The sequence below is a fragment of the Pseudomonas phoenicis genome (genome assembly GCF_047302395.1).
In the GTDB taxonomy this organism is placed as follows: domain Bacteria; phylum Pseudomonadota; class Gammaproteobacteria; order Pseudomonadales; family Pseudomonadaceae; genus Aquipseudomonas.
Window position 1 is genome coordinate 1,360,198 of record NZ_CP154852.1, and the last position, 22,143, is coordinate 1,382,340.

The window sequence follows — 22,143 nt, forward strand, 5'->3', positions numbered from 1 at the left end:
AGCAAGAAGATGGCCCGCTTATGCGGGCCATTTTCGTTTGTGTCAGAACGCGGTGTTCACCGTCAGCGACAGGCTGCGCGGTTCGCCGTAGATGGCGCCGGCATAGAAGCCGTAACGGCTGTAGTAGTGCTTGTCGAACAGGTTGTTGGCGTTGAGGCTGACGCTGGTGTCGTCGGTGACCTGGTACTTGGCCAGCGCGTTCCAGATCGCATAGCCCGACCAGTTCACGTCCGTGCTGCCACGGCTGACGCCATTGGTCGGCTGCCCCGCCGGTGAGGACAGCGCGCGGATGTTGCTCTGCGCGGTGACGCCGGCGCCCAGGGTCAGACGCTGCAACGGGCCAGGCAAGCGGTAGGTGGTCGAGGCCTTGAACAGGTGCGACGGGTCTTGCCGGCCGTCGCTGTCGACCCGGCGGAAATGCAGATAGGTATAGCCGGCATAGACGTTCCAGTCCGGCGTCAGCGAGCCTGCCAGCTCCAGGTCGATGCCGTCGGTTTCCTGGCCGGTGCCGGCCTTGTAGGCCTGCGCGTTGGTCGGTGTGGTCAGGTCGCCGTCCATCACCGCCTTGTTTTCCTGTTTGGTGAGGAAATAGGCGGCGGACGCATTCAGACGCCCATCGAACCACGCCCCTTTGACACCGGTTTCGTAGCTCTGCCCACGGATCGGCTCGACCCTGCCGCCACTGGCGGTTTCCTGGGTCTGCGGGGTGAAGATGTCGGTGTAGCTGGCGTACAGCGAATAGGTGTCGTCCAGGTCGTAGACCGCGCCCAGGTAAGGGGTGACCACGCCGCTGTTGTGCTGGCTGCTGCGCCCGCCGTTGACGTCGCGGGTGATCGCCGAATAGTCGCTGGTGCGCGCGCCGACGATCACCGACAGCGGCTCGGTGATGCTCAGGCGCGTGGCGGCGTAGAGGCCTTGCAGGCGCGTGGTGGTCTTGCTGTGCAAGCCGGTTCTGGACACCAACAGGGCGAAGTCGTCGTCCACGCCGTCATGCCAGTTGCCGATCGCCGGGCCGTTGTTCGCGCGGTACATGCAGCCGGCGGTGGTCGGGCCGACTCCGGCGGCGCTGAGCAGGTTGCAGTTGTACTGCGGCGTCCAGGCCACGGTACGGCTGTCGCTGTAGCCGAACATGGCTTGATGGCTGCGGCCCAGCAACTGGAACGGCCCGGACAGGTCGAACTGCGCGCTCTGCTGAGTGGTGTCGGTCGAGCTGTACAAGCCGTTGAGCACCGCGCCGCTGCCATCCTGGTTCCAGTAGCCGCCGTACACGCCGCGACCGGTCGAGTTGACCTTGGCCAGGCCACGCTGCCCCACTGCGTCGATGGTGCTCTGCGAACCCTTGAGGTCGAGGGTCCAGTCGTTGTCGAAGCGATGCTGCAATGAGGCGAAGGCGGTACGCGTATCGACTTCGCCATAGCTCCAGCTGGGCACCAGGTTGGTGCTGCGCGGCAAGTCGGTCTTGCTGCCGTCGCCGTACCAGATCGGAATGTTGGCGCCCCAGCCACTGCCCACCGTCTTGCTGTACTCGTACTGGAAGCCCGCGCCCAAGGTGGTGGCGTCGTCGAGGTCGAAGGCGAAGTTGGCCAGCGCCGCACGGGAGCGCTCGGCCTGGTTGTCGCGGAACGAGTTGGCTTCTTGCTGGGTGACCACGAAACGCGAGCGCAGCCGACCGTCTTCGGACAGCGGCAGGTTGAGGTCGGCGCCCAGGCGGCGGCGATCCCAGCTGCCATAGGTGGCATAGGCGCTGCCGCCGAAGGTGCGGCTCGGGGCCTTGCGGATCAGGTCGACCGTGGCCGAGGGGTCGCCGGTGCCGCCCAGCAGGCCGTTGGCACCGCGCACGATGTCGATGCGTTCGTACAGGTCGGTGTTCAATGCCGCGCCACCGCCGCTGAAGTCGGTGCCGCCGGGAAACTGCAGGCCGTCGACCTTCCAGTTGGTGACGCCGTAACCGCGCGCACGAAACTCGGTGCGCCCGCCCACTTCCATCTTGCTGATGCTGACCCCCGGCGTGGTCTCCAGGGCCTGCTCGATGCTATGGATGTCGCGGTCCTGCATCTGCTGCCGGGTGATGGTGGTGACCGATTGCGGCGTCTGTCGGGGGGTCAACGCGAAGCCGGTGGCGCTACGGGTGCTCTCGACGGTGTACCCTAGCTGGCCGCTGGGATCGGCACCGAGGGCGCTGTCTTCGATATTGGTGGCATCCAGCTCGAGGACGCCCTGGTCGGCGGCCGTGGCATGAGCGGAAATACCCAGGGCGATGGCCAGGGCAAGGGGCGCGAGGCGTTTGTCGCTTGGGCGCAGGCAGGGGATTTGAGTCATGATGCTCTTGGATATCATTTGTGAAAGCGTCTTATTCGCAGATAATTTTTGCCTGCGATTCTAGGGCGCTCCCCCCTGTACTCCAGCGCAGCTTTGTACGCGCATGTAATCGGACGTAACGAGCGACGCAGGCGCTCCTTTCATACAGGTAACCGGCTTGATGGCTACGACATTGCTGGTCGTCGACGATGACGACGAGATTCGCGAACTGCTGTGCGACTACCTGAGCGACGCGGGTTACCAGGTGCTTGCCGCCGCCAATGGTGAGCAAATGCGCCAGCACCTGGCCGCCCAGCCCGTGCGCCTAGTGGTGCTCGACCTGATGCTGCCCGGCGAAGACGGTCTGAGCCTGTGCCGGCAGCTGCAGGCGCAACCGGAACTGGCGGTGATCATGCTGTCTGCCAAGGGCAGCACCTTCGATCGCATCATCGGCCTGGAGGTGGGCGCCGACGACTACTTGAGCAAACCGTTCGAGCCACGCGAGCTGATCGCGCGGATCAAGGCCGTGCTGCGCCGTCAGCAGCGCCCGGAGCTACGCCATTCGACGGTCCCGCACCAGCCCCGACACTTCGCCGGCTTTCACCTCGACCCCATCAAGCGCGTGCTGACCTGCCCCGACGGCGAGGCGCTGAGCCTGCCGCGCTCCGACTACCGGGTGCTGTGCGAACTGCTCGAGGCGAACAACCGCGTGGTCTCGCGCGACCACCTGACGCGCAGCGCCTTCGGCCGCGACCATTTGCCCGACGACCGTTCGGTGGACATGTGCGTCAGCCGACTGCGCCAGTACCTGCGCAAGGCGCCGGACGCAGCGGCGCAGATCCTCACCATCCGCAACGAAGGCTATCTGCTCAGCCTCGAGCGTAGCGGCGCGGGCGCCTGAGGTGCACCGGCTGCGCCGCCTGTGGCCGGGCACGCTGTTCGGCCAGCTGCTGCTGATCATGGTCAGCGGCACGCTGCTGGTGCAGTTGATGTCCAGCAGCATCTGGTTCGACGTGCGCTTCGCCCAGGTCCTGGAAGCGCCGGTCCGTCTGATGGCGGCGCGCAGCGCGCCGCTGATCGCCCAGGCGCAGTGCCATGCCGAGCCGCTCCAGGTGCCACGCGGCTATCGCCTGCACTGTACCGAAGCGCCGCCCGAGGTGCCGGTGGACGAGCGCCGTGGGCGACGGCGCATCGAACTGCTGCTGCATCAGGCCCTGCGTGTCGAACTGGGCCACAGCCAGCATGCGCGCCTGCTCAAGGTGCAGCTGACCGACGAGCTGGGCCAGCCGCTGGTGTGGCGCAGCCTGTTCGGCCTGCGCACCGCGCAGGCGCATCTGCAGTTCGCCGTGCCGCTGGCCGACGGACACTGGCTGACCATCGACGGCCAGGAGATGCAGGGTTGGAGCGGTGAGTCGGCCTGGGTGCTGATCAGCGACTATGTGCTGCGGGTGTATGCCCTGCGCATCGTCGCGGTGCTGTTGGTGTGCCTGGTGGCGGTGCGCCTGTGCTTGCGCCCGCTGCGCCGCCTGGCCGAGGCCGCACGCGGGCTGGGCGACGACCTGGAGCAGGCGCCGCTGCCGCTGGACGGGCCGCAGGAGGTGCGTCAGGCCGCGCACGCCTTCAACGTCATGCAGCAACGGCTGATCGCCCTGGTCAACGACAAGGCCTACTTCCTCGCCGCCGTCTCCCACGACCTGCGTACCCCGCTGACGCGCATGCGCCTGCGCCTGGAGCGCCTGCCCGAAGGCACCGACAAGGCGCGCTTGCAGCACAACATCGCGCAGATGGACGACATGATCCAGCAGGTGCTCGACTACCTGCACGCAGGCGAGCAGTTGCAGTGGCAAAACGTGGACCTGGACCGCCTGGTCGCGCGGCAGTGCGCGGAGCTGGCCAGCGACGCAGAACCTCTCCCCGTCCAAGGCCAGGCCGGCCTGGTGCGGGCCGACGTGCTGATGCTGCAACGCTGCCTGCAGAACCTGCTGGGCAATGCCTTGCGCTATGCCCGTCAGGTGTCGGTGCGGCTCGAACGCGATGCCGAAGCGGTGTACATCCATGTCGAGGACCGCGGGCCAGGCATCGCGCCCGAGTTGCTGGCGACCATCGCCGACCCCTTCGTGCGCGGCGAAGCGTCGCGCAGCCAGGCCCTGGGCGGTTACGGGCTGGGGCTGAGCATCGTGCAGCGGATGGCGGGTAGCCATGGTGGGGGGTTGCGGGTGGAGAACCGCGTGGACGGGGGGTTGCGGGTCAGTGTGTGGCTGCCGGTGGGTTGACAGCCGACGACATGCGCGACTGCAACGTTCCAAACGCGACACCCCTGTTCAAGTCTCTCCAGGCCCCGCCGATAGTCCCTTAGCCAACCGCCATTTTCGGGGCCTCGCAATGACCTTGATTCCTGTCCGTATCTCGCAGCGCATGACGTTGGCCATCCTGGCCTTGCTGGCCCTCACTGCGGTCGCGATCTTCAGCGTGATCACCCTGGGCGGCAAACCCCGCTTGCTGGCGGCCGGAACCGAAGCGGCCGAGCAGTCGGCCAAGGCCCTGACCAACGAGTTGGCGCTGCCGCTGAGTCGCATCGAAGGCACTGCCTCGGCCATGGCACTACTGGCCCAGACCCTGCCCCACGACGCAGCCCTCTTCCAGAGCAACCTGCCAGGCATCATCGACAGCCAAGGCAACGCGGCCATCGCAGGCGGCGGCATCTGGCCGGAGCCCAACGCCTTCGAGGCGGGTACCGAGCGACGCAGCTTCTTCTGGGCGCGCAACGCCGGCAACGAGCTGATCTTTTCCGACGAGTACAACAAGGCCGGTACGCCGCCCTATCAGGCGGAGTCCTGGTACACCGGGGTCAAATCCACGGCGCCCGGTCGTTGTGTCTGGTCCGATGCCTACCAGGATTCGGTGAGCGGCGTGGCGATGACCACCTGCAGCGTGCCCTATCGCAACGGCGCCGCCTTCGCAGGCGTCGCCACCATCGACCTGAAGCTCGATGGCCTGGCGACCTTCCTCAAGGAAAAAGGCGGCATCACCGACGGCTATGCGTTCGCGGTGGACGCCTCGAGCAACGTGCTGTTCTTCCCCGATGCCAAAGCCGGCAAGGGGCTGCTGACCGTCGCCGCCTTGAGCCAGGAGCACGCCTGGCTCAAGCCCGTGGCCGAGCGCCTGGCTGGCCAGTTGCCTGCGGTCTCGACCTTCAAGCTCGACTACGATGCGCGGCTGGAAACACCGGCCTACGTCACCCTGGCGACGATGGACGGCACGGGCTGGAGAATCGGCCTGGTGACGCCCGAAGCCCGCGTCGTGGGCTTGGCCAACCATCTGACTGCGCAGATCCTGCTGTTCCTGTTGCCGCTGATGGGCATCCTCCTCGGCCTCGCCTGGCTGGCCGGCAAACGGCTGCTGGTACAACTCGAAGAAACCACTCGGCAGATCGACACCTTGGGCCAAGGCGGCCAGGCCGGGGCACGCCTGGACATCCTGCGCGCCGACGAAATCGGGGCACTGCGCGGCTCGGTCAACCGTTACGCCGGCTCGCTGCGCGACATGCTGCACCGTATCGCCGAAGAATCGGTCTCTCTGGAGCGCCAGGCCGACGACTTGGCGCAGCTGTCGCACGGCCTGGCCGAGCGCGCGGAAGCGCAACGGCAGGACAACACCCTGCTGGCGGCAGCCATCACCGAAATGTCGGCCAGTGCCAACGAAGTCGCGCACAACACCTCCGACTGTTCCGACACGGCCCAGCGCTCGTTGGGCGAGGCGCAGCACAGCCAGAACCAGGTCAACGCCAACAGCGAGTTCATCGGCGGCCTGGCCACCGACATCTCCGGGGCGGCCGACGCCATCACGCAACTGGGCGCGGACATCGAGCGGGTCGGCAGTGTGCTGGAAGTCATCAAGTCCATCTCGCAGCAAACCAACCTGCTGGCCCTCAACGCGGCCATCGAAGCGGCGCGCGCCGGCGAGCAGGGGCGCGGTTTCGCCGTCGTGGCCGACGAAGTCAGAACCCTGGCCGGCCGCACGCAAACCTCTGCCAACGAGATCCAGGAGATGATCGCCCAGCTGCGTCAGGCGTCCAGCTCGGCGGTGGCGACGATGCAGAACGGTGCCGAACGCACGCGCTCGTCGGTGCAGCAGGCGGTCGGCGTCGCGTCCACCTTGGGTACGACGGTCAAAAGCTTCGACGACATCGTCCAGCGCGCACAGCAAATCGCCGTGGCGGCCCAGGAGCAGAGCCATGTGACCCATGAGATCAACGAGCTTGCCGTGCGCATCCATGCGTCCAGCGAGCAGGGGGCCCGGGATGCCAATGCGTTGCGCGAGCTGGGCAAGGGTATGCAGTCGATTTCGGGACGGTTGGGTGAGTTGAGTCGTGGGGGCTGACTCCTCTCAAGCGCGGCGGCGCTCGATGCCTATCTCGATCAGGCGGGCACGCATTTCGCGGTGGCGATGGCTGTTGAAGATCAGCAGCGAAATCAGCTGTAACACCAAGCCGACGCCCAACAACACGAAGAACTGGCCTGAGCCCAGCACGATCAGGCCTAACAGCAGACTTAAACCCACGGCCGCCCAGTTCACCCACATACCCCAACTGTAGCCGCGCACCATCACGAAATGGCCTAGGCACCAGATCAATGCCCAGACTGCGCCCAGAATCACATCGTATTGGTCAGTACTGGGTACGCTACGCCGGTACACACTCCCCCATAGCGCCGTGACGATGGCCATTCCGAATAGCGCAGAGAAATAACCTGCCAGAAACGTAGGAAAGTAACGCGTCATGAATGTGGAAAGCTCGGCAATCTTCATTCCATTTCCTCATAAAGCCCTACTGCCACACTCTGTATTTGACTATTACCGACAAACCCGAACAACGCGCTTACCGAATCTTTGATCATCGTTTGAGTGGCATGGCTGACTTGCGTGGGGGTATAGCGCTTGGTCAAAGTGCCAGCGGCTTGCGCCAGCTTCAATTGCTTGGCAGTAAGTTCAGGGTACTTTAGGGATAACAGCTCGTCGGTGAGCGCTTTACGTTGCTGCCGGCTCAAGGTCTTGCCCAGTTCATACCAACTACGACCCGTTTGAGCCTTCAACAACCTTAAATACTTGATGGTCGTTAACGTCGAAGCACCAACGCCAAGTAACGACACGCCATCGAGCACCAGCGACGCCGACTGGTACCATGCCTCGCTGTCCAATCTGTCGTTGGCGGCAGGATCGGTGACCTCACGCACGGTGCGCACACCACCGACAATACATTGCACAGTACTGGCGGCGGCTGCAGCGGTACCAATATAGGTAAGTACCAGGCTGGCACCTGCGGAAAAGGGCGCGGCGATGCTACCGCTGACCACGACAATCCAGCCCAATACTGCCCCAGCACAGGCCAGTGAGGTGTTCACCGCTTCTTTGATGACCTTCGACTCCCGAGCGTTGTTCTGTAATTGCTCGGTGTACTGATCCGGTGTTTGGTACTTATTGATCTCACGCAGAACCACCCGTTTGGGACGAATGCTGCAGATGGGTCGGAATTCGCGCAGCGTGACGATGTTGTACTTGGCATCGATATATACGACGCCTGCCCCGACAATGGCGGGATCCGCATCGATGGCAGCAAATAGCTTTGGCAGATCGATCATCGACTCGACACGCTGGCGTGCGCCGAATCGCGTAAAGGTGTTCAGCGAATCAGGTAACAGACTGTTCACAGAGGCTGTCCTTGCAAGGGTTCCGGCCAGCGCCATGCGCCGACCCTAGGCCCGGTGGGGACGGACCGATCCGCCCTCACCGCAGGATGTGCGCCGCCAGAAAGCGGCGCGACACGTCTGCCCTTACACGTTCGGGCAAGGCACCGGTGCCCAGTCGCCGACATCGGCGCTGCGGCACATGCCTTCGACCTTGCTCTGGCCGGCCTTGGCCACGGCGGTGGCCTGGGCTTTCTTGGTGCTGGCCTGCTGCAGGGTCTTCTCGGTGTTCACCGCTTCTTTCGGCACGGCCTTGGCCTTGGCCGTGGTGGCCTTGTTGGTCTTGGCGACCTGGGCCACGTCGGTGCGCTGCACGCCGACCTGCTTGAGGTCCTGCTCGTAGGCTTGGGTGTAGTTGTTCAGGTCTTCGCCGACCCGGCCATTGACGGCCGCCAGCAGGTTGTTCGACTCCTGCAGGCCCGAGACGATCTCGGCCAGGCGCTTGCGGCCTTCGGCGGCGTCGATGCGGTTGGCCTTGCGGCCCTGGATCAGGTTGGTGAATTCGCGCTGGTAGCAGGTTTGCGAAGCCTGGGCGTAGGCGCTGGTGCGGTCCAGATCGGCGCTGCTCTTGTCGATGTCCGTTGCGTACGAAGCGATGCGCTGCTTGTCGTCGCTGATCTGCTTCTGACGCTCGGTGTAGTAACCCGCCGCACCACCGGCCAACGCGCCACCGGCAGCGCCGATGGCGGCATTGCGGCCACGGTTGTCCTTGTCGGTCAACGCGCCGGCCAGGGCACCGCCGACGGCACCGAGCATGGCGCCGGTGGCGACCGACTTGGTCATGTCGCCATCGGTGGAGCGCAGGTGCTGCACCGGCTCGTAGCAGCTGGGGTAGTACTCGACCTTGGTGGTGGCGCCGACCTTGTCGGCGGCCGAGGTGGCGCAGCCCGACAACAACACGGTGCTGAAGCCAGCGGCCAGCAGCAGCGCGCTGCGGGCGTGAGTGACGTTGAACAGCGGGTTACGGGTGAAAAGCATGGTCAGTTCTCTCTTGGGTTTTCAGATGCCCGGCCAGCCTCATGCCGACCGGTGTTCCTTTCAATGACACGGTCCTTGCACGTCAGCGCGTGGCCGACGCCAACAGCTCCTTGAGCACCGTCGCCGGGTCCGCGCGACGGTTCTGCCGGTACTCGCCCACGTGCTTGACGAACAGCGTCGCGCGCGCGGTCAGGCTCTTGCCCAGCACCGGGTTGCGGGCCAACTCCGCCTTGACCCGCTGGAACTGGGCCTGGATCACGGCATCGGTGTAGCGCGTGCCGCTGGCCAGGTTGTCGATGTAGATCGCCACGGCGCCGTTGAGTGCCGTCTGCCCGTTGTTCATGGCCAAGCCGAACATGCGCGCGGTAGGCTGGTCGCCGGCGGCCCGGGCGTCGGCCTGGCTCTTGCGCATGTTGCTCAGGCGGATGTTGTAGTTGTTGATGGTTTCGGCCACCAACGCGGCCGACTGGATCAGATTGCCGGCGGCGTCCTCGCGCTGGCGGGCGATCAGCGACACGGTGCGCTTGAGCTCTTCGTTGACCACGCCCAGCTCGGCCTGCAAGCGCGGGTCGGTGGTGGCGGCGATGATGCTGTCCAGGCGCTGGGTGGGATCGTCGGCGGCCTGGATGTCGTCGGTCAGGTTGGCCAGCCGGCCCTCCTTCTGCCACTGCTCGAACAGTTCCGGGTAACGCGAGCGCGGCGCCGACAGCGCGCCGAGGGCGACGCGGAAACCGGTAGTGGCGTTGTGCTGCTCGCTGCCGTCGGCGGCGAACAGCGGGTACTCACGGCGCATGCCGGTGAACAGCGTGCCCTCGCCTTCGAGGTAGTTGCCGCCCTTGACCACGAAACCGCCATAGGCGCCTTGGCGACGCCCGGCATGCACCAACTGGAACGACTCCTGCACCATCTCGGCGGCGTTGCCGATGACGTCGAACAGCCCCAGCGGATTGGGCTGGCGCGTGCCGATCGGCATCAGCCGCGCGGCCTGGCCGCTACCGCCGGCCACCTGGTTGAACACTGCCCAGTCGGCCAGCGGGCCGTCGCTGTCGCTGCCTTCGAGCCTGCGCGGGAACAGCCGCCCTTCCAGGTCCTGACGGCTGACCGCCGAACCGCCGCGGGCGGCGAACTCCCACTCCACTTCGGTGGGCAGGCGGACGAAGCCGATGCCGCCCTCCTCGGCATTCTGTCCGCGCCCGCTAACCGGCAGCAGGTCGCGGTGATGCTTGAGCAGCCAGGCGCTGTACACCGCCGAGAAACGCTCGGCCTCGAAGCGCGACAAGTCGACTTTGGGCAGGCGCCCGGCCATGCCGCCGTCGGCCTCGCAGGCCGGGGCCGGCGCGCCGCTGGCCAGCGACTGCGCCTGGCTCATGACCTGAGCGTATTGGCGAGCGGTCACTTCGTACTTGCCGATGAAGTACATCATCGGCTTGAGCGGGCTGCCGGCTTCCAGGCTCGGCAGGCTGGCGCCGATGCGCTTGCGCCACTGCGGCGCCAGGTCGTCGAGGCTGAACTGGCCGTTGATGAAGTCGCGTCGGTAGCCGGAAATGAACGACTGCTTGTAGCCCGGCTCGCCTTCGCTGAACGGGTAGCCCAGGTTGACCTCGCGGTCGTCCAGGGTGCCCTCGGCCAATACGTAGACGTGACGGAACACCATCTGCCCGCCACAGGGCAGCGGCAGGCTGATGTCATCGGGCAAGGGCTTGGGGTTGTCGAGCTTTTCGCCGTCCACGGCCGGCGCCGCGGCGCCCGGCGTTGTCGCCGAGGCCGATGACGTGGCGGCCGCGGTCTTGACCTTCGGCGCTTGGGCCTCGTCGCCCGGCGAGCAGGCGCTCAAGCCCAAGGCGGTGAGCAGCAGGGCCATGGCCCGCATACGGCATTCAGACATCTCGGATTCCTTGCGAAGGGTCGATACGCGCCACGCGCCAGCCGCCCAGGGCCGCAGCGCAGGCGCTGGCGCCGAGCACGGCGGCCAGGGCGATGGCGTAATGCACAGGCAGCAGACGGCTGGCGTACTCGCCCGGCGCCTGCACGAACAGGTGGTTCAAGCCGCGCTCGGCCAGCGCGTAGAGCAGCGCCGCCACGCCTGCCGCCAACAGGCCGCTGTACAGCGCTTGCGCCACCACGAACAGCAGCAGCGCCGCGGTGCCCAGCCCCAGCAGGCGCAGCACCGCCAGCTCGCGGCGCTTGCGCTGCACCGCCGCCACCGCGCCGGCCGCCACCGCCGCCACGGCACCGGCTACGGCCAAGGCGGCCACCAGCCAGAACACCAGGTCGAGGTTACGGCTGAGCGACTGCACCTGGGCGATCTGCGCGGCCTGGGTCGAGACCAGCAGCTGGCGGGCGGCGAACCATTGGCGCAGCGGCTCGACGTCGTCGAGCTGGCGCGCATACAGACGAAACGCCGGATACACCCGTGGCGCATCGGCGTCCTGGTCCTGCCCCAGCCAACCCAAGGCCGGCACGGCGCGCCCGTCGCGGTAGTCTTCGACCGCTTCGAGCAGCGCCAGGGGTGCGAACAGCGCGTCGCGCTCGAACGCGCTCAAGGGCAGCACCGCCTGCACCTGCAAGGTCAGCCCCTGCCACTGCACCTCGCCGTTGCGCTGGCGGCCGAAGCTGGCACGCAGCGCGGTGCCGGCCTGGGCACCCAGGGTTTGCGCGGCGGTAAAGCTGAGCACCACCTGATGCAGCTCGGTCGGCGCGGCCAAGCCCTGCAACAGCGGATCGCCCTCGGCGGTGGGCAGCATTTCGGCGGTCACCCCGCGCTTGGCCCCAGGCACCAGCAAATCGGCGGTGGCGGCGATCTGCCGGGTGCGCGCGATGGCGAAAGCCACCTCGCGGCGCTCGGCGAGCCGGGCGATGAAATCGGCATCGAAGCGGCCACCGCCCAAGGGAATGATTTCGCGCACCGAGGGCTCGCGCTGCAACCGTTCGGTGAGGCTGCCGACCAGCCCGAACTTGAGCCCGAACAGCACCAGCAGCGGCGCGACCACCGCCACCAGGGCCAGTACCTGACAGGCCGACAGCCGCGCTTCGCGGCGGTAGTCCTGCCAGGCCAGACCAGCGATCAGCCGCAAGCGCCTCATGGCACCGGCTCCAGGCGCGCGGTGACGCCGCCGTCGGCATCGCGCTGGCAGCCGATGCGCACCACCGTCAGCCCCGCTTCGCGCATCAAGGCTTCGTCGTGGCTGGCGACCACGCAGGCGATGCCCTGCGCACGCACCTGGCGCAGCAACAGGTGCATGACGCGCTGGGCATTGACCGGGTCCAGCGCTGCGGTCGGCTCGTCGGCCAGCAGCAGCTGTGGCCCGTGGGCCAAGGCACGGGCGCAGCCGACGCGCTGGCGCTGCCCGACCGACAGCGTGTCGGGATAGCGCCCCAGCAGTTCGTGGATGTCCAGGTCCTGGGCCAGCCGCTCGACGCCACCCTCGGCGGGCAACCCCGACAGGCGCCGGGGCAGTGCGATGTTGCCGCGCACATCGAGAAAACCGAGCAGCCCGCCCGCTTGCAGCACGTAGCCGATGTGGCGGCTGCGCAATTGCGTCAGCCGGTCGCGCCGGCCTTGCCGCCAGTGCGCCGCCACGTCGTACGCAACGCCTGCCGGGGCGAAGTCGAAGGTCGCCGCCGTGTCGGGGGCCAGGGTCAAGGCCAGCAGGTCGAGCAAAGTGCTCTTGCCACAGCCGCTGGGGCCGACGATGGCCAGCGCCTGGCCGGCGCTCAGGTGCAACCGCTCGACCTGCAAAGTGAAGCGCTGCTCGCCGTCGCCGCGGCGCTTGCCCAACTGGCGCACGGCGATCATGGCAAGGTCGACAACGGCACGCGGTACAAGGCATCGCCCGGTGCCGCGTTACCGAAACGGACCCAGTTGCCGAGGTCGTTGTGGAAGGTTTCGTACAGACGAATCTTCGAGTCGAGCTCGTCGATGAAGTCCTCCTGTTCGGCCACCGACAGCGACAGCCACAGCTCCTGGGTCATGCTCAACGACTTGCTGCGGTACGGCAGGCCCTCCAGATACTCGCCCAGCACCCCACTGGCAGCCAGGTTGGCGCCTTGTTTCAGGGCGCCGGGGTCGCGGCTCATGTAGGCGCTGGCACTGGCGATCTCGTTGAAGAAGTCGCCGGGCGAGCTGCGGGTCTTGCGCGCGGCGTCGACGATCAGCTTGAGCGACTGCTGCAAGTCGTTGAGCTGCAGCTTGGTCAGCATCACGCACACTTGCAGGGCCGGCAGCGCCGGGTTGCTCAGGTCGCGGTCGGCGGTCCAGGCGCTGACCAGTTGCGGCGCCTGGCTGGCATGCTGGCGGCCGAGAAAATCCATGTGCATGGCGTAGCCGATGGCCTGGGTCTTGGCTGCCAGGCTCGGCGCGGCGCCCAGTTGCGGCGCGGCTTGCGCCTGGCCTTCGCGCACCTGGTGGGCCAACTCGGCGAAGGTCGAACCGATCTCGCGCACGCGCTCGCCGAACTGCGTCACGTCGCCCCCGGGCACCGACACGTAGAGGTCGCCGATCTGCGGGTTGGCGTCGGCGGTCAGCACCCGGTACTGGGTTTCGGCGCTGGCATGGTTGTTGGCGCCGGCCGGGGTGCGCAGGTGCAGGGCATAGACCTTGATCTGCTTGCTCAGCGCCGCCTGGCGCACCTCGGCTTCGTTCATGTGCGTACTGCTGAATGGATCATTCTTGCGCAGCGCCCCGGCGTCGCTGACCAGCAGCACGATGCGCCCGCCGTAGCCGGACCAGTCCATGCCTTCGACGGCCTGCATGACGCCGGCGAAGGCGTCTTCGTTGAAAGACTGGCTGGACACCGTGGTGGCCTTGACCGTACTGGCCGCGCGCAGGAAGCGCGCCGGATCGCGGCCCTGTTCCAGGCTGACCAGAGTCTTGCTCAGGTATTCCAGGCCCGGTGTGCGCTCTACGCTGTTGCGAAAGCCCACCAGGCCGAAGCTTACGTTGTCCAGCTCGCCACGGGCGGCCAGTTGCCCTTGCAGTTCGCTGACCACCTGGCGGACCCGGTCGATGTAGGGCTGCATCGACACCGAGGTGTCGACCACCAGGACGATGCCGGTGCGGAAGGCATTGTCGCCCGCCGGCGCGGCGCTGACGGCTCTTGCCGTGGCAGCGGGCGCAGGTTCGCGCGTACCGCTGGCGCCGCTGCCAGGGTCGATGGAGGCGATGTTGAGCAATTGCACGGGCTGGCCGTTGGCGTCGAAGCTCTCGCGGAAGTCGAAGATCGGCATCAGGTAGAACTGGCTGGCGGCCACCGCGCTGGTCACAGGCTCCAGGGCCATGACCTCGGGCACTTGCTCGGGCGTGCTCTGCGCCTTGGCCAGCACCGCCTCGGCCTGCTGCGGCGCGTCGAGCAGACGCTGCACGTCGTCGGCCTGGCGCAGGAACATCGACGGCGCGCGCCCGGAGCGCTCGGTGAAGGTCAGCACCAGGCTCTGCTTCCAGTCGCTCAACCGATCGGCGGCGATCCAGCCTTCGCGCTGCCCGTCGCTGGCCGCGCCCACCTGTACCCAAGGCTGGCCGTCGACGGTCTTGCGCTGGTAGACGTACAGCACGGAAAACGCCGGCACGACGCTGCCGTCGCTGGCCCCGGGCGCATCGACCAGGCGTGCGTCGGGCTTGCTCAGCACGCGCTGGAACAGGGTCTTCTTGCCAGGCATCAGCAGCGGGCGGTCGCCTTCGGCATCGGCGTCGGCCAAGGGCGTGGCGGTGCTTTGGGCAGGCTGGGCGGTGCTTGGTGGCGCGGGTTCGGACGTGTCGCGCAGCAGCCAGTAACCGCCGGCGGCCAGGCAGCCCAGCGCGGCGGCGATGGCCAGGCCCAGCAACGCCTTGCGCGCAGGCTTGGGCGCAGCGCTGGCAGGTGCGGGGCCGGACGGCGACGGCGTGCTCCAGTCGGCCGGACCGCGCTTGCCCACCGCGGACGCAAGCGACGCAGGATTTTGCGTGGCGGAGGCATTGCCGGACGGCGCGGCCGGCTTGTCCAGGCTGTATCCGGGTGTCAGCGGTGCAGCCGCGTCGGCTTGAGGCGAATTCGCGGCCATGCCTGCCGAAGCGGCCGCCACCTGCGCCGCCATGCCTTCCGGCGTCAAGGGTGCCAGCGCCTCGTGGGCGCTCAGCGGACGGAACACCGTGGCGCCATCGTCCTGCACCGGCAGACGGTCGAGCGCCGCCAGCAGCGCGGCGGCGTCGCTGAAGCGTTCGTCAGGCGACTTGGCCAGCAGGCGGCTGAGGATCGGCTGGTAGCGGCCATGGCGCACGGGCAGCTCGGGCAGCGGCTCGGTGAGGTGCGCCAGCGCGGTCGACAAAGCGTCCACGCCGGCATAGGGCAGCTCGCCGGCCAGCAGTTCGTAGAGCACCACCCCCAACGCATAGAGGTCGGCACGGCCGTCGATGTCCAGCCCTCGGGCCTGCTCGGGGCTCATGTAGCTCGGCGTGCCGACGGCGAAGCCGGCCTGGGTGAACTGGGTACGGTCGTCCAGCGACTTGGCGATGCCGAAGTCCGACAGCACCGCCGTACCATCGGCGCGGAACAGGATGTTGGCCGGTTTGACGTCGCGGTGCACCAGGCCCTCGCTGTGGGCATAGCCCAGCGCCTGGGCGATCTGACGTACGTACAGCAGCCCTTCTTCAGGGGCCAGGCCGGCGTCCAGACGCTCCTTGAGCGTGCCGCTGGGCAGAAACTCCATGGCCATGTAGTACAGGTCGCCGACGTTGCCGATGTCGTGGATGGTGGCGATGTGCGGATGGGACAAGCGCGCCAGGGTGCGGCCCTCGCGCAGGAAGCGCTCGCAGAAGGTCGGGTCCTGGGCGAGGCTCGCGGCCATGACCTTGAGCGCCACCTTGCGCTGCAAGGAACGCTGGGTCGCCAGGTACACGCTGGCCATGGCGCCTTGGCCGATCTCGCCCTCGATGTCGAAGCCGGGGATGTGCATGTCGGAGGTCATCGGCCGGTGCCTGCCTTGATCACGATGGCGGTGATGTTGTCGGGCGCGCCGCGGGTCAGGCCGAGGTGTACCAGGCTGCGCACCACCTGGTAGGGGTCGGGGTGGCCGAGCACGCCGGCGATCTCGTCGTCTTCGGCGGTGCGGGTAAGGCCGTCGCTGCACAGCAGGTAGGTGTCGTTGCGCTCGATGTGCAGTTCCACGCTCTGCAACTCCAATCGCTCCTGTACGCCGATGGCACGGGTGATGATGTTGCCGCGTGGGTGCTCGCGGGCCTCGGTCTCGCTCAGCAGGCCGCTGTCCTGCAATTCCTGCACGTAGCTGTGGTCGTGGGTGAGGCGCTGCAGGCGGCCACCGCGCAGGCGGTACAAACGACTGTCGCCGGCCCACAGGGCCACACCCCGATCGCCCTGCACGCTCAGCACCACCACGGTGCTGCCCATCAGGCGCACGCCGCGGCGCAGGGTTTCGGCGCGTACCGCGCAGTTGACCTGGGCCAGGCTGTCGCGCAGCGCCTGGGTGCGCGCGTCAAGGTCGTACGCGGTGGGCAGGTGGCGCAGGCTGTCGACCGTCAGGCTGCTGACGTAGTCGCCCGCCGCATGCCCGCCCATGCCGTCGGCCACGGCCCACAGGCCTTCGGCGGTCAGCTCCAGGCAGGCGTCTTCGTTGATCTGGCGAACCATGCCGGTGTGGCTGTAGCTGGCCGCGGTGTACTGCAGGGCGGTCATGTGCACGCTGCCTCTTTACCCAGGATGAACCCGGCGAAATCTTCACTGCGCGGCAACCCCGCGCAACGCATCAACCCCGGCGCGATGCGCGCCGAGCCCTGCCCCCACCACAGGCTCATGCCAATGCAGGCAGCCTCGGCCAGGGCCAGTGTGCGCGTCTGAGGCTGCTCGGCCGGCAGCCGTTCGAGGCCGCCCGGTACTGTCTGCGCAACGATGCGCGCCGGCACGTCGAACACGCCCAGGGCATCCACCGCTGCGATGAAGGCTTCGAAGCTCGCGTCTGATTCGAGGCTGGCGAGCAACAAGGCCTCGGCCCGCTCGAACCAGTCATCGTGGCCACCGACCACGGCGGCCAACGAGGCCTGCGGGCCCAACGATTGCGCTACGGTCAGGGGAAAATAGCGCCCCACCCGGTCGATGCTTGGCATCACCACTCCCACCATCGCCTGCGGCCCACACACGCCAGGCGCCAGGGCGAAACGCCACAACGGGCTGACCAGGTAGGCCTCCAGCCAGGCTTCGCCCAACTGCCGGCGGCAGGTCTGTAGCCCAGCGGCCAACCACTGGTCCCAGGGTTCGATGAAGCTCGCACTCAGGCCGCGGCTGACGAAGTCGCCGCGGCAGGCCAGCTTGCCGTAGAAACCCACTCCGCTCACAAACGCTCCGGCAGGCTGAAGCCGTTCAGCACGCGGGCGCGGAACGGGTTGAAGGCGCTGCTTGCACGCAGCTCGTAGGACACGCTCAGGCCGTCGACCCGCAAGCGCAGATTGAAGCGCTCCGGGGAGCCGGCACTGACCAGGTCGGACTGCTCCAGCAAGCGGAACCAGGCCCATGGCCCCTCCAGCGTCTTGCCCGAGCGGCCGCTGGCCGCAGGCGGGGTGATCGACAAACGCACCACGCCGATGCCGTTGTTGTTCGGCCATTGCACCGCGACCGGCCGGCTGGGGCCGTGGTCGTAGCTGACCTGCTGGCCGTCGAGGTCGAGAAGGAACTGGGTGATGGACGCGTCCATGGCCACCGGCTTGAGCTCGAAGCGCACCAGCGGCTGGGTGCTGCCGGTGTTGCGGAAGAACGCGTCGCGGATGTTCGCCGCACGTTGGAAGGTGCCCAGGACGTTGGCGCTGATGCCCAGCTTCTGCGCCGCACCCGGCTGCCAGCTCCACGGCGAGGTACTGCTGTTGACGTAGGGTTGCAGGTACTTGCGGAAATAGTTGTCCATCACCCCGCCGACCCCGAAGAACAGGCCGAAGTCTTCCAGGGTGGCGTCCTGGCTACTGCCGGGCGCCAGCGGATAACGCCCGCCCAGCGACTGCCGATAGACGTTGACCACCTCGCTCTTCCAGGCCGCATTGAGCTGATTGCGCACGCCGCCCATGACCACCGCGTTGGTCGAACCGACCACCGAGCCGACCATGTCCTGGACCACTTGCGGCTGCCGCGCCGCGCCCGATGAGACGCGCTGCGCCGCGGCCTGGGCTTGGTTCTTGGCCTCGCCCAGCAACGCATCGCCGCTGGCGCCGACCATGGCGCTGACCTGCACGTACAGGGCGTTGAGGTCGGTGAGCAGACCGTCGATGGGCACCGCCCCGCCTTCGCCGCCCTCGACCAATGCGGCCAGCGGCGCGAAGTGCTCGGTGACCGGGTCACGGGGCGCCACCTGGGCCGGCGCATCGGCAGCCGGTGCCTCGCCGAGCAGACCGCCCAAGCGCTGGCGCAACTGATCGACCCCGGCCTCTTCGACCTTGGTCTTGGCTTTGTCGAGGGCGTCGGGCTGTTGCAGGTTGGTTTCCACGGCCACCGTCTGCAACAGCTTCTTCAGCGGCGAGGCCGGGCCGGAGAGCACGCGCAGCACGTCGGCGGCCTGCGCGACGCTGGTCACCGGCACTACGTCGAGATCGGCCAGCAAGGCGTCCCACTGGCGGATGTAGTCCTGGTAATAGAGTTGGCGCACATCGTCGGCCAGGCGCTTGGCATCGCCGGCATCGCTGATCTCGCGGCCCAGCACCCAGCGCTCTTCGGCCAGGGTGGTGCTCTGCGCCAGGCTGGCGGCGAGAAACGCCTGGCGGTAGCCCTTGACCGTGAACAGCCCCGGCAACGGCTCGCCCAGAGGCTTGCCGCTCTTGCGCCGCAGCACCAGAGCGGCATCGCGCCCGGCCGCTTCGCTCAGGCGCACATCGCTCACCCCAGGCGGTAACGGCTGGCGCTTGACCCGGTCGTACACGCGCTGGGCCACCGGCAGTTGCTGCAACTGCCGGCGCACATCGTCGATCAGATGCTGGTCGAGCCGTGCATTGGGCGGGCGCCGCTCGAACAGCGCATCGAGGTGCCGTTGCAGGTCCTGGCGTTGTTCGGGGGCCAGGTCGCGCGGCAAGGCGCGCTCCCAGTCCAGCAGCACCCAGGCCCTGATGAAGTCGGCGTCGTAATGGTCGCTGTCGGCGAGCATCAGATAGGCCTTGAGGCCTTCGTAGAGGTAGTCCGACGACTGCGCGCCGTACAGTTGCTCTTCGATGCGCGTCACCAGACGCGGCGCGAACACCGCGATCAGCAGCTTGCGGTAGACGCTGGCCGATTCGCTTTCGAGCATGTCGCCCTGATACAAGCCCAGCCCCTTGGCCCAGGCCGGCGGATCGTCGGCCAGGTGGCGCGCGGCGTTGAGCAGCGGCAACACGTCGAGCACGCTGCGCTGCGCCGGGCTCAGGGCCTGCACGCTCTGCCCCACCGGTTGCAGACGCTGTTCGACTTGGGCGATGTAGGCTTGGTTGGCGCGGTAGCTCAAGGCCCACAAGGTGCCGACCACCAGCACCAGCAGCACGCTCAAGGCCAGCGCGCCACGGGTCAGCCAACGTCGCCTGCGCTCGACCTTGGGGTTGCTGCCGGCAAGGCCACGCTCGGCGAAGGCGACGTCACTGAACAGGCGCTGGATGAAATAGCTGCGTCCGCTGCCGCTCTGGCGCGCCAGTTGCGCGCGGTCCAGGCCCATGCTCTGCGCCATGCTGCCGATCAGCCGGTCGATGGGGCTGCCTTCCTGGGTGCCGCTGGTGAAGTACACGCCGCGCAGCAGCGCGCGGGTTTCGAAGGCGTTGGGCTTGAACACGCCGTCGAGCAAGCGTTCCAGGCTGCCGCGCAAGGCCGCGAACTGTTGGGCGAAGCCGTATACCAGATCGCGTCGGCTGGGGTCGCGCTCCTGCTGCAGGCGCTCGATCAGGCGCTGGTTGAGGCGTTGTTCGAGCAAGGCGAACTCGCCGGCGAACTGCCCCAGCGGGCCTTCGCCCTTTCCGCCGTCGTCGTCGAGGGCAAAGGTCATGCCCCAGACCTGGGCGCGCTCTTCCTTGCCCAGGTTGTCGAAGAACTCCATGAAGCCGGGTACCAGGTCGAGCTTGGTCAGCATCAGGTAGATGGGGAAGCGCACTCCCAGCCGTTCGTACAATTCCTGGATGCGGGCGCGGATCGCCGCGGCATGGGCAGCGCGCTCGGCCTCGCTGGCCAACAGCAGGTCGGACAGGCTGATGGCAATGAACGCGCCGTCGATGGGCCGGCGCGAGCGCTGTTGGCGCAGCAGGTCGAGAAAGCCCAGCCAGGCTGCCTTGTCGACCTGGGCATGGCTGTCCTGGGTGGTGTAGCGCCCGGCGGTGTCGAGCAGCACGGCCTGGTCGGTGAACCACCAGTCGCAGTTGCGGGTGCCGCCCACGCCGCGGATGGCACCTTCGCCCAGTTGCGCGGCAAGGGGGAAATGCAGGCCGGAATTGACCAGCGCGGTGGTCTTGCCCGAACCCGGCGGGCCGATGATCACGTACCACGGCAGCTCGTACAGGTTGCGCCGCTCATCGCCGCCCAGGCGCGCCTTCTTCAGCAGCGCCAGAGCCTCGTCCATGCGCTGGCGCAGAGTGCTCAGCTCTTGGGCAGTGGCCGCGCTGGCAGGGTCTGGCGGGGTCTGTGCAGCCAGGCTTTGCAACACCTTGGCCGCCTGCCGCCGGGCTTTGACGATGGCGTAGACACGCCAGGCCAGCCAAGCGGCGAACAGCAGGCCGATCAGCGTCCAGCGCGCCGCAGGGCTGGCCAGCACGTCGAACAGCGGGCCGACGAACCAAATGAGCAGGCTCAGCGCCACCAGACCCAGCAGGGGCACGAGCCAACGCACCACGAATCCGAACAACGCCTTCACTCCACACCCTCCGCCAGAACAGTGATTTCAACCCGGCGGTTCTTCGCCCGCCCTTGCGCGGTAGCGTTGGAGGCCAAAGGTTCGGTGTCGCTCAAGCCCTTCGCGGTGAAGCGTTCGGGCTGCCCGGTGCGCGCGGCGAGCATGGCCCGCACTTCCTCGGCGCGAGCTTGGGACAGTGCCCAGTTGGACGGGAAACGCAGCGTGGCGATCGGCTGGTTGTCGCTGTGGCCGGTGATGCGCACGTCGCCCTTGACCTTGTCCACTGCGGCGGCGATACGCGTCAGCAAAGCTTGGTAGTCGCCCTTGATGCTGGCGCTGGCGCTGGCGAACAGTTCGTCGCCACGGATGGTCACCACCGAGCGGTCGACCGCGTCTTCCACGGCTACCCGGCCGGCCTTGATGTCCTCGGCCAGGAAGCCGGCCAGGCGCGGCCGTTCGATCGGCTTGGGCTGGGTCACCGGGCGGTCCATGGCCTGTACCGGAATCTCGCCCAAGGCGTGGATGCCACGGAACACCGGCTCGGCGTCGGAGGCCAGCATCAGGCGCAGACCGAGCAGTGCCAGCAGCAGCAAGGCCAGGGCGCTGGCCAGCGCGACCCAGGCCGGCACGAACTGCGCCAGCCGATCGCGCTTGGCCATCACGCCGCGCCAATGCGGCGACAGCTCGCGCTCGGCCTCGCCACGGGCACCGCGGATCGCCGCCGCAGTGCGCTCGCGCAGGGCGTCGAGCTGGGCGCGGCCACCGGGCATGACCCGGTAACGGCCTTCGAAGCCGAGGCTGGTGCACAGGTACAGCAATTCGAGCAGGTTGAGCCGCTCACGCGGGCTTTGCAGGCAGTGCTCGAGCAGCTGAAACACTTTTTCGCCGCCCCAGGCCTCGTTGTGCACGGTGATCAGCAGGCTCTGCTTGCCCCAGTCGCTGCTGCTGCCCCAAGGCGTGCTCAGCACCGCTTCGTCGAGCGCGGTGCACAGCGCATAGCGCGCCAGCAGCACTTCGTTGCGCGGCACCCCGGCTGCTTCGGCGCGGGCTTCGAACTCGCGCAGGTAGGCCAGCAACTGCGCGCGCAGGCTGGCCGGGGCCGGATGGGCCAGGGTGTTGCGCAACCGCGTGAGCAGGCTCAGCAGCGGGCCGGCTGCCTGCTCCAGCGGGTTGAGGCCTTCGCCCTGGCCGGGCGCCAGCGGCTCGCCGGGCATGCTCAGGGGCACGGCCGGCGCGGCGTGGGCCGGTTGCGGCGCACGGCCACCGGGGCGCGGCATGAACTGGGTGCGGTCGTTGCCGCTCGGCTCGTCGGGCTGCATCG

The 22,143-nt window shown here is 67.6% G+C and carries 15 protein-coding genes and 1 pseudogene; 4 read left to right on the forward strand and 12 right to left on the reverse strand.

Annotated features, from left to right (window positions below):
* Nucleotides 1–42: 42 nt before the first annotated feature.
* A complete protein-coding gene (locus AA0Z93_RS06205) occupies nt 43–2,337 on the reverse strand; it encodes a TonB-dependent siderophore receptor (RefSeq protein ID WP_413045924.1) in 2,295 nt (764 codons plus the stop codon).
* Nucleotides 2,338–2,479: 142 nt separating this feature from the next.
* Between AA0Z93_RS06205 and AA0Z93_RS06210 the strand changes: the two genes are divergently transcribed.
* The 4 genes and pseudogenes from AA0Z93_RS06210 to AA0Z93_RS06225 all read left to right on the forward strand — a co-directional run bounded on the left by AA0Z93_RS06210 (nt 2,480) and on the right by AA0Z93_RS06225 (nt 6,678).
* Nucleotides 2,480–3,199: a response regulator gene (locus tag AA0Z93_RS06210; protein ID WP_413045923.1), complete on the forward strand. Its 720-nt coding sequence runs from the start codon at nt 2,480–2,482 to the stop codon at nt 3,197–3,199.
* A gap of 58 nt (nt 3,200–3,257) precedes the next feature.
* Nucleotides 3,258–4,571, forward strand: a complete 1,314-nt coding sequence (locus AA0Z93_RS06215; RefSeq protein WP_413048339.1) for an ATP-binding protein — start codon at nt 3,258–3,260, stop codon at nt 4,569–4,571.
* A gap of 322 nt (nt 4,572–4,893) precedes the next feature.
* Nucleotides 4,894–5,562, forward strand: a pseudogene (locus AA0Z93_RS06220) (cache domain-containing protein); the annotation flags it as partial.
* 417 nt (nt 5,563–5,979) lie between these two features.
* Entirely contained in the window at nt 5,980–6,678 is a 699-nt protein-coding gene (locus tag AA0Z93_RS06225; RefSeq protein ID WP_413398582.1) for a methyl-accepting chemotaxis protein, read from the forward strand.
* A gap of 6 nt (nt 6,679–6,684) precedes the next feature.
* Here AA0Z93_RS06225 and AA0Z93_RS06230 read toward each other — a convergent pair whose 3' ends face one another.
* The 11 genes from AA0Z93_RS06230 to AA0Z93_RS06280 form a co-directional block, all read right to left on the reverse strand.
* Nucleotides 6,685–7,104 (reverse strand): hypothetical protein, encoded by a 420-nt coding sequence (locus tag AA0Z93_RS06230; RefSeq protein ID WP_413045922.1) that lies wholly within the window; start codon nt 7,102–7,104, stop codon nt 6,685–6,687.
* Complete coding sequence (locus AA0Z93_RS06235; RefSeq protein WP_413048337.1) at nt 7,101–7,934, reverse strand: NAD synthetase; 834 nt, start codon at nt 7,932–7,934, stop codon at nt 7,101–7,103. Before AA0Z93_RS06235 ends, AA0Z93_RS06230 begins: the two co-directional genes overlap by 4 nt.
* Before the next feature lie 192 nt (nt 7,935–8,126).
* The gene (tagQ, locus tag AA0Z93_RS06240; protein ID WP_413045921.1) at nt 8,127–9,017 is read right to left on the reverse strand and encodes a type VI secretion system-associated lipoprotein TagQ; all 891 of its coding nucleotides are present in this window, start codon (nt 9,015–9,017) and stop codon (nt 8,127–8,129) included.
* An 82-nt stretch (nt 9,018–9,099) separates the two neighbouring features.
* The gene (locus AA0Z93_RS06245; protein WP_413045920.1) at nt 9,100–10,902 is read right to left on the reverse strand and encodes a formylglycine-generating enzyme family protein; all 1,803 of its coding nucleotides are present in this window, start codon (nt 10,900–10,902) and stop codon (nt 9,100–9,102) included.
* The gene (locus tag AA0Z93_RS06250; RefSeq protein ID WP_413045919.1) at nt 10,895–12,100 is read right to left on the reverse strand and encodes an FtsX-like permease family protein; all 1,206 of its coding nucleotides are present in this window, start codon (nt 12,098–12,100) and stop codon (nt 10,895–10,897) included. Before AA0Z93_RS06250 ends, AA0Z93_RS06245 begins: the two co-directional genes overlap by 8 nt.
* Nucleotides 12,097–12,813: an ABC transporter ATP-binding protein gene (locus tag AA0Z93_RS06255; protein ID WP_413045918.1), complete on the reverse strand. Its 717-nt coding sequence runs from the start codon at nt 12,811–12,813 to the stop codon at nt 12,097–12,099. Before AA0Z93_RS06255 ends, AA0Z93_RS06250 begins: the two co-directional genes overlap by 4 nt.
* The gene (locus tag AA0Z93_RS06260) at nt 12,810–15,956 is read right to left on the reverse strand and encodes a serine/threonine-protein kinase (RefSeq protein WP_413045917.1); all 3,147 of its coding nucleotides are present in this window, start codon (nt 15,954–15,956) and stop codon (nt 12,810–12,812) included. The genes AA0Z93_RS06255 and AA0Z93_RS06260 overlap by 4 nt, the downstream gene beginning before the upstream one ends.
* Nucleotides 15,953–16,681, reverse strand: coding sequence for a PP2C family protein-serine/threonine phosphatase (locus AA0Z93_RS06265; RefSeq protein ID WP_413045916.1), 729 nt, complete (start codon nt 16,679–16,681; stop codon nt 15,953–15,955). The genes AA0Z93_RS06260 and AA0Z93_RS06265 overlap by 4 nt, the downstream gene beginning before the upstream one ends.
* On the reverse strand, nt 16,678–17,337 hold the full coding sequence (gene tagF, locus AA0Z93_RS06270) for a type VI secretion system-associated protein TagF (protein ID WP_413045915.1): 660 nt from the start codon (nt 17,335–17,337) through the stop codon (nt 16,678–16,680). Before tagF ends, AA0Z93_RS06265 begins: the two co-directional genes overlap by 4 nt.
* Nucleotides 17,334–20,843 carry a type VI secretion system membrane subunit TssM gene (gene tssM, locus AA0Z93_RS06275; protein WP_413045914.1) on the reverse strand — a complete coding sequence of 1,170 codons (3,510 nt, stop codon included), beginning with the start codon at nt 20,841–20,843 and terminating at the stop codon, nt 17,334–17,336. Before tssM ends, tagF begins: the two co-directional genes overlap by 4 nt.
* Nucleotides 20,840–22,141, reverse strand: coding sequence for a DotU family type VI secretion system protein (locus AA0Z93_RS06280; protein WP_413045913.1), 1,302 nt, complete (start codon nt 22,139–22,141; stop codon nt 20,840–20,842). Before AA0Z93_RS06280 ends, tssM begins: the two co-directional genes overlap by 4 nt.
* Between the last annotated feature and the right edge of the window lie 2 nt (nt 22,142–22,143).

Bases quoted from the DNA above. Each gene is read 5' to 3' on its own strand.
- AA0Z93_RS06205 (WP_413045924.1), bottom strand. From the start codon at position 2,337: ATGATATCCAAGAGCATCATGACTCAAATCCCCTGCCTGCGCCCAAGC.
- AA0Z93_RS06210 (WP_413045923.1), top strand. From the start codon at position 2,480: ATGGCTACGACATTGCTGGTCGTCGACGATGACGACGAGATTCGCGAA.
- AA0Z93_RS06215 (WP_413048339.1), top strand. From the start codon at position 3,258: ATGGTCAGCGGCACGCTGCTGGTGCAGTTGATGTCCAGCAGCATCTGG.
- AA0Z93_RS06225 (WP_413398582.1), top strand. From the start codon at position 5,980: ATGTCGGCCAGTGCCAACGAAGTCGCGCACAACACCTCCGACTGTTCC.
- AA0Z93_RS06230 (WP_413045922.1), bottom strand. From the start codon at position 7,104: ATGAAGATTGCCGAGCTTTCCACATTCATGACGCGTTACTTTCCTACG.
- AA0Z93_RS06235 (WP_413048337.1), bottom strand. From the start codon at position 7,934: ATGATCGATCTGCCAAAGCTATTTGCTGCCATCGATGCGGATCCCGCC.
- tagQ (WP_413045921.1), bottom strand. From the start codon at position 9,017: ATGCTTTTCACCCGTAACCCGCTGTTCAACGTCACTCACGCCCGCAGC.
- AA0Z93_RS06245 (WP_413045920.1), bottom strand. From the start codon at position 10,902: ATGTCTGAATGCCGTATGCGGGCCATGGCCCTGCTGCTCACCGCCTTG.
- AA0Z93_RS06250 (WP_413045919.1), bottom strand. From the start codon at position 12,100: ATGAGGCGCTTGCGGCTGATCGCTGGTCTGGCCTGGCAGGACTACCGC.
- AA0Z93_RS06255 (WP_413045918.1), bottom strand. From the start codon at position 12,813: ATGATCGCCGTGCGCCAGTTGGGCAAGCGCCGCGGCGACGGCGAGCAG.
- AA0Z93_RS06260 (WP_413045917.1), bottom strand. From the start codon at position 15,956: ATGACCTCCGACATGCACATCCCCGGCTTCGACATCGAGGGCGAGATC.
- AA0Z93_RS06265 (WP_413045916.1), bottom strand. From the start codon at position 16,681: ATGACCGCCCTGCAGTACACCGCGGCCAGCTACAGCCACACCGGCATG.
- AA0Z93_RS06280 (WP_413045913.1), bottom strand. From the start codon at position 22,141: ATGCAGCCCGACGAGCCGAGCGGCAACGACCGCACCCAGTTCATGCCG.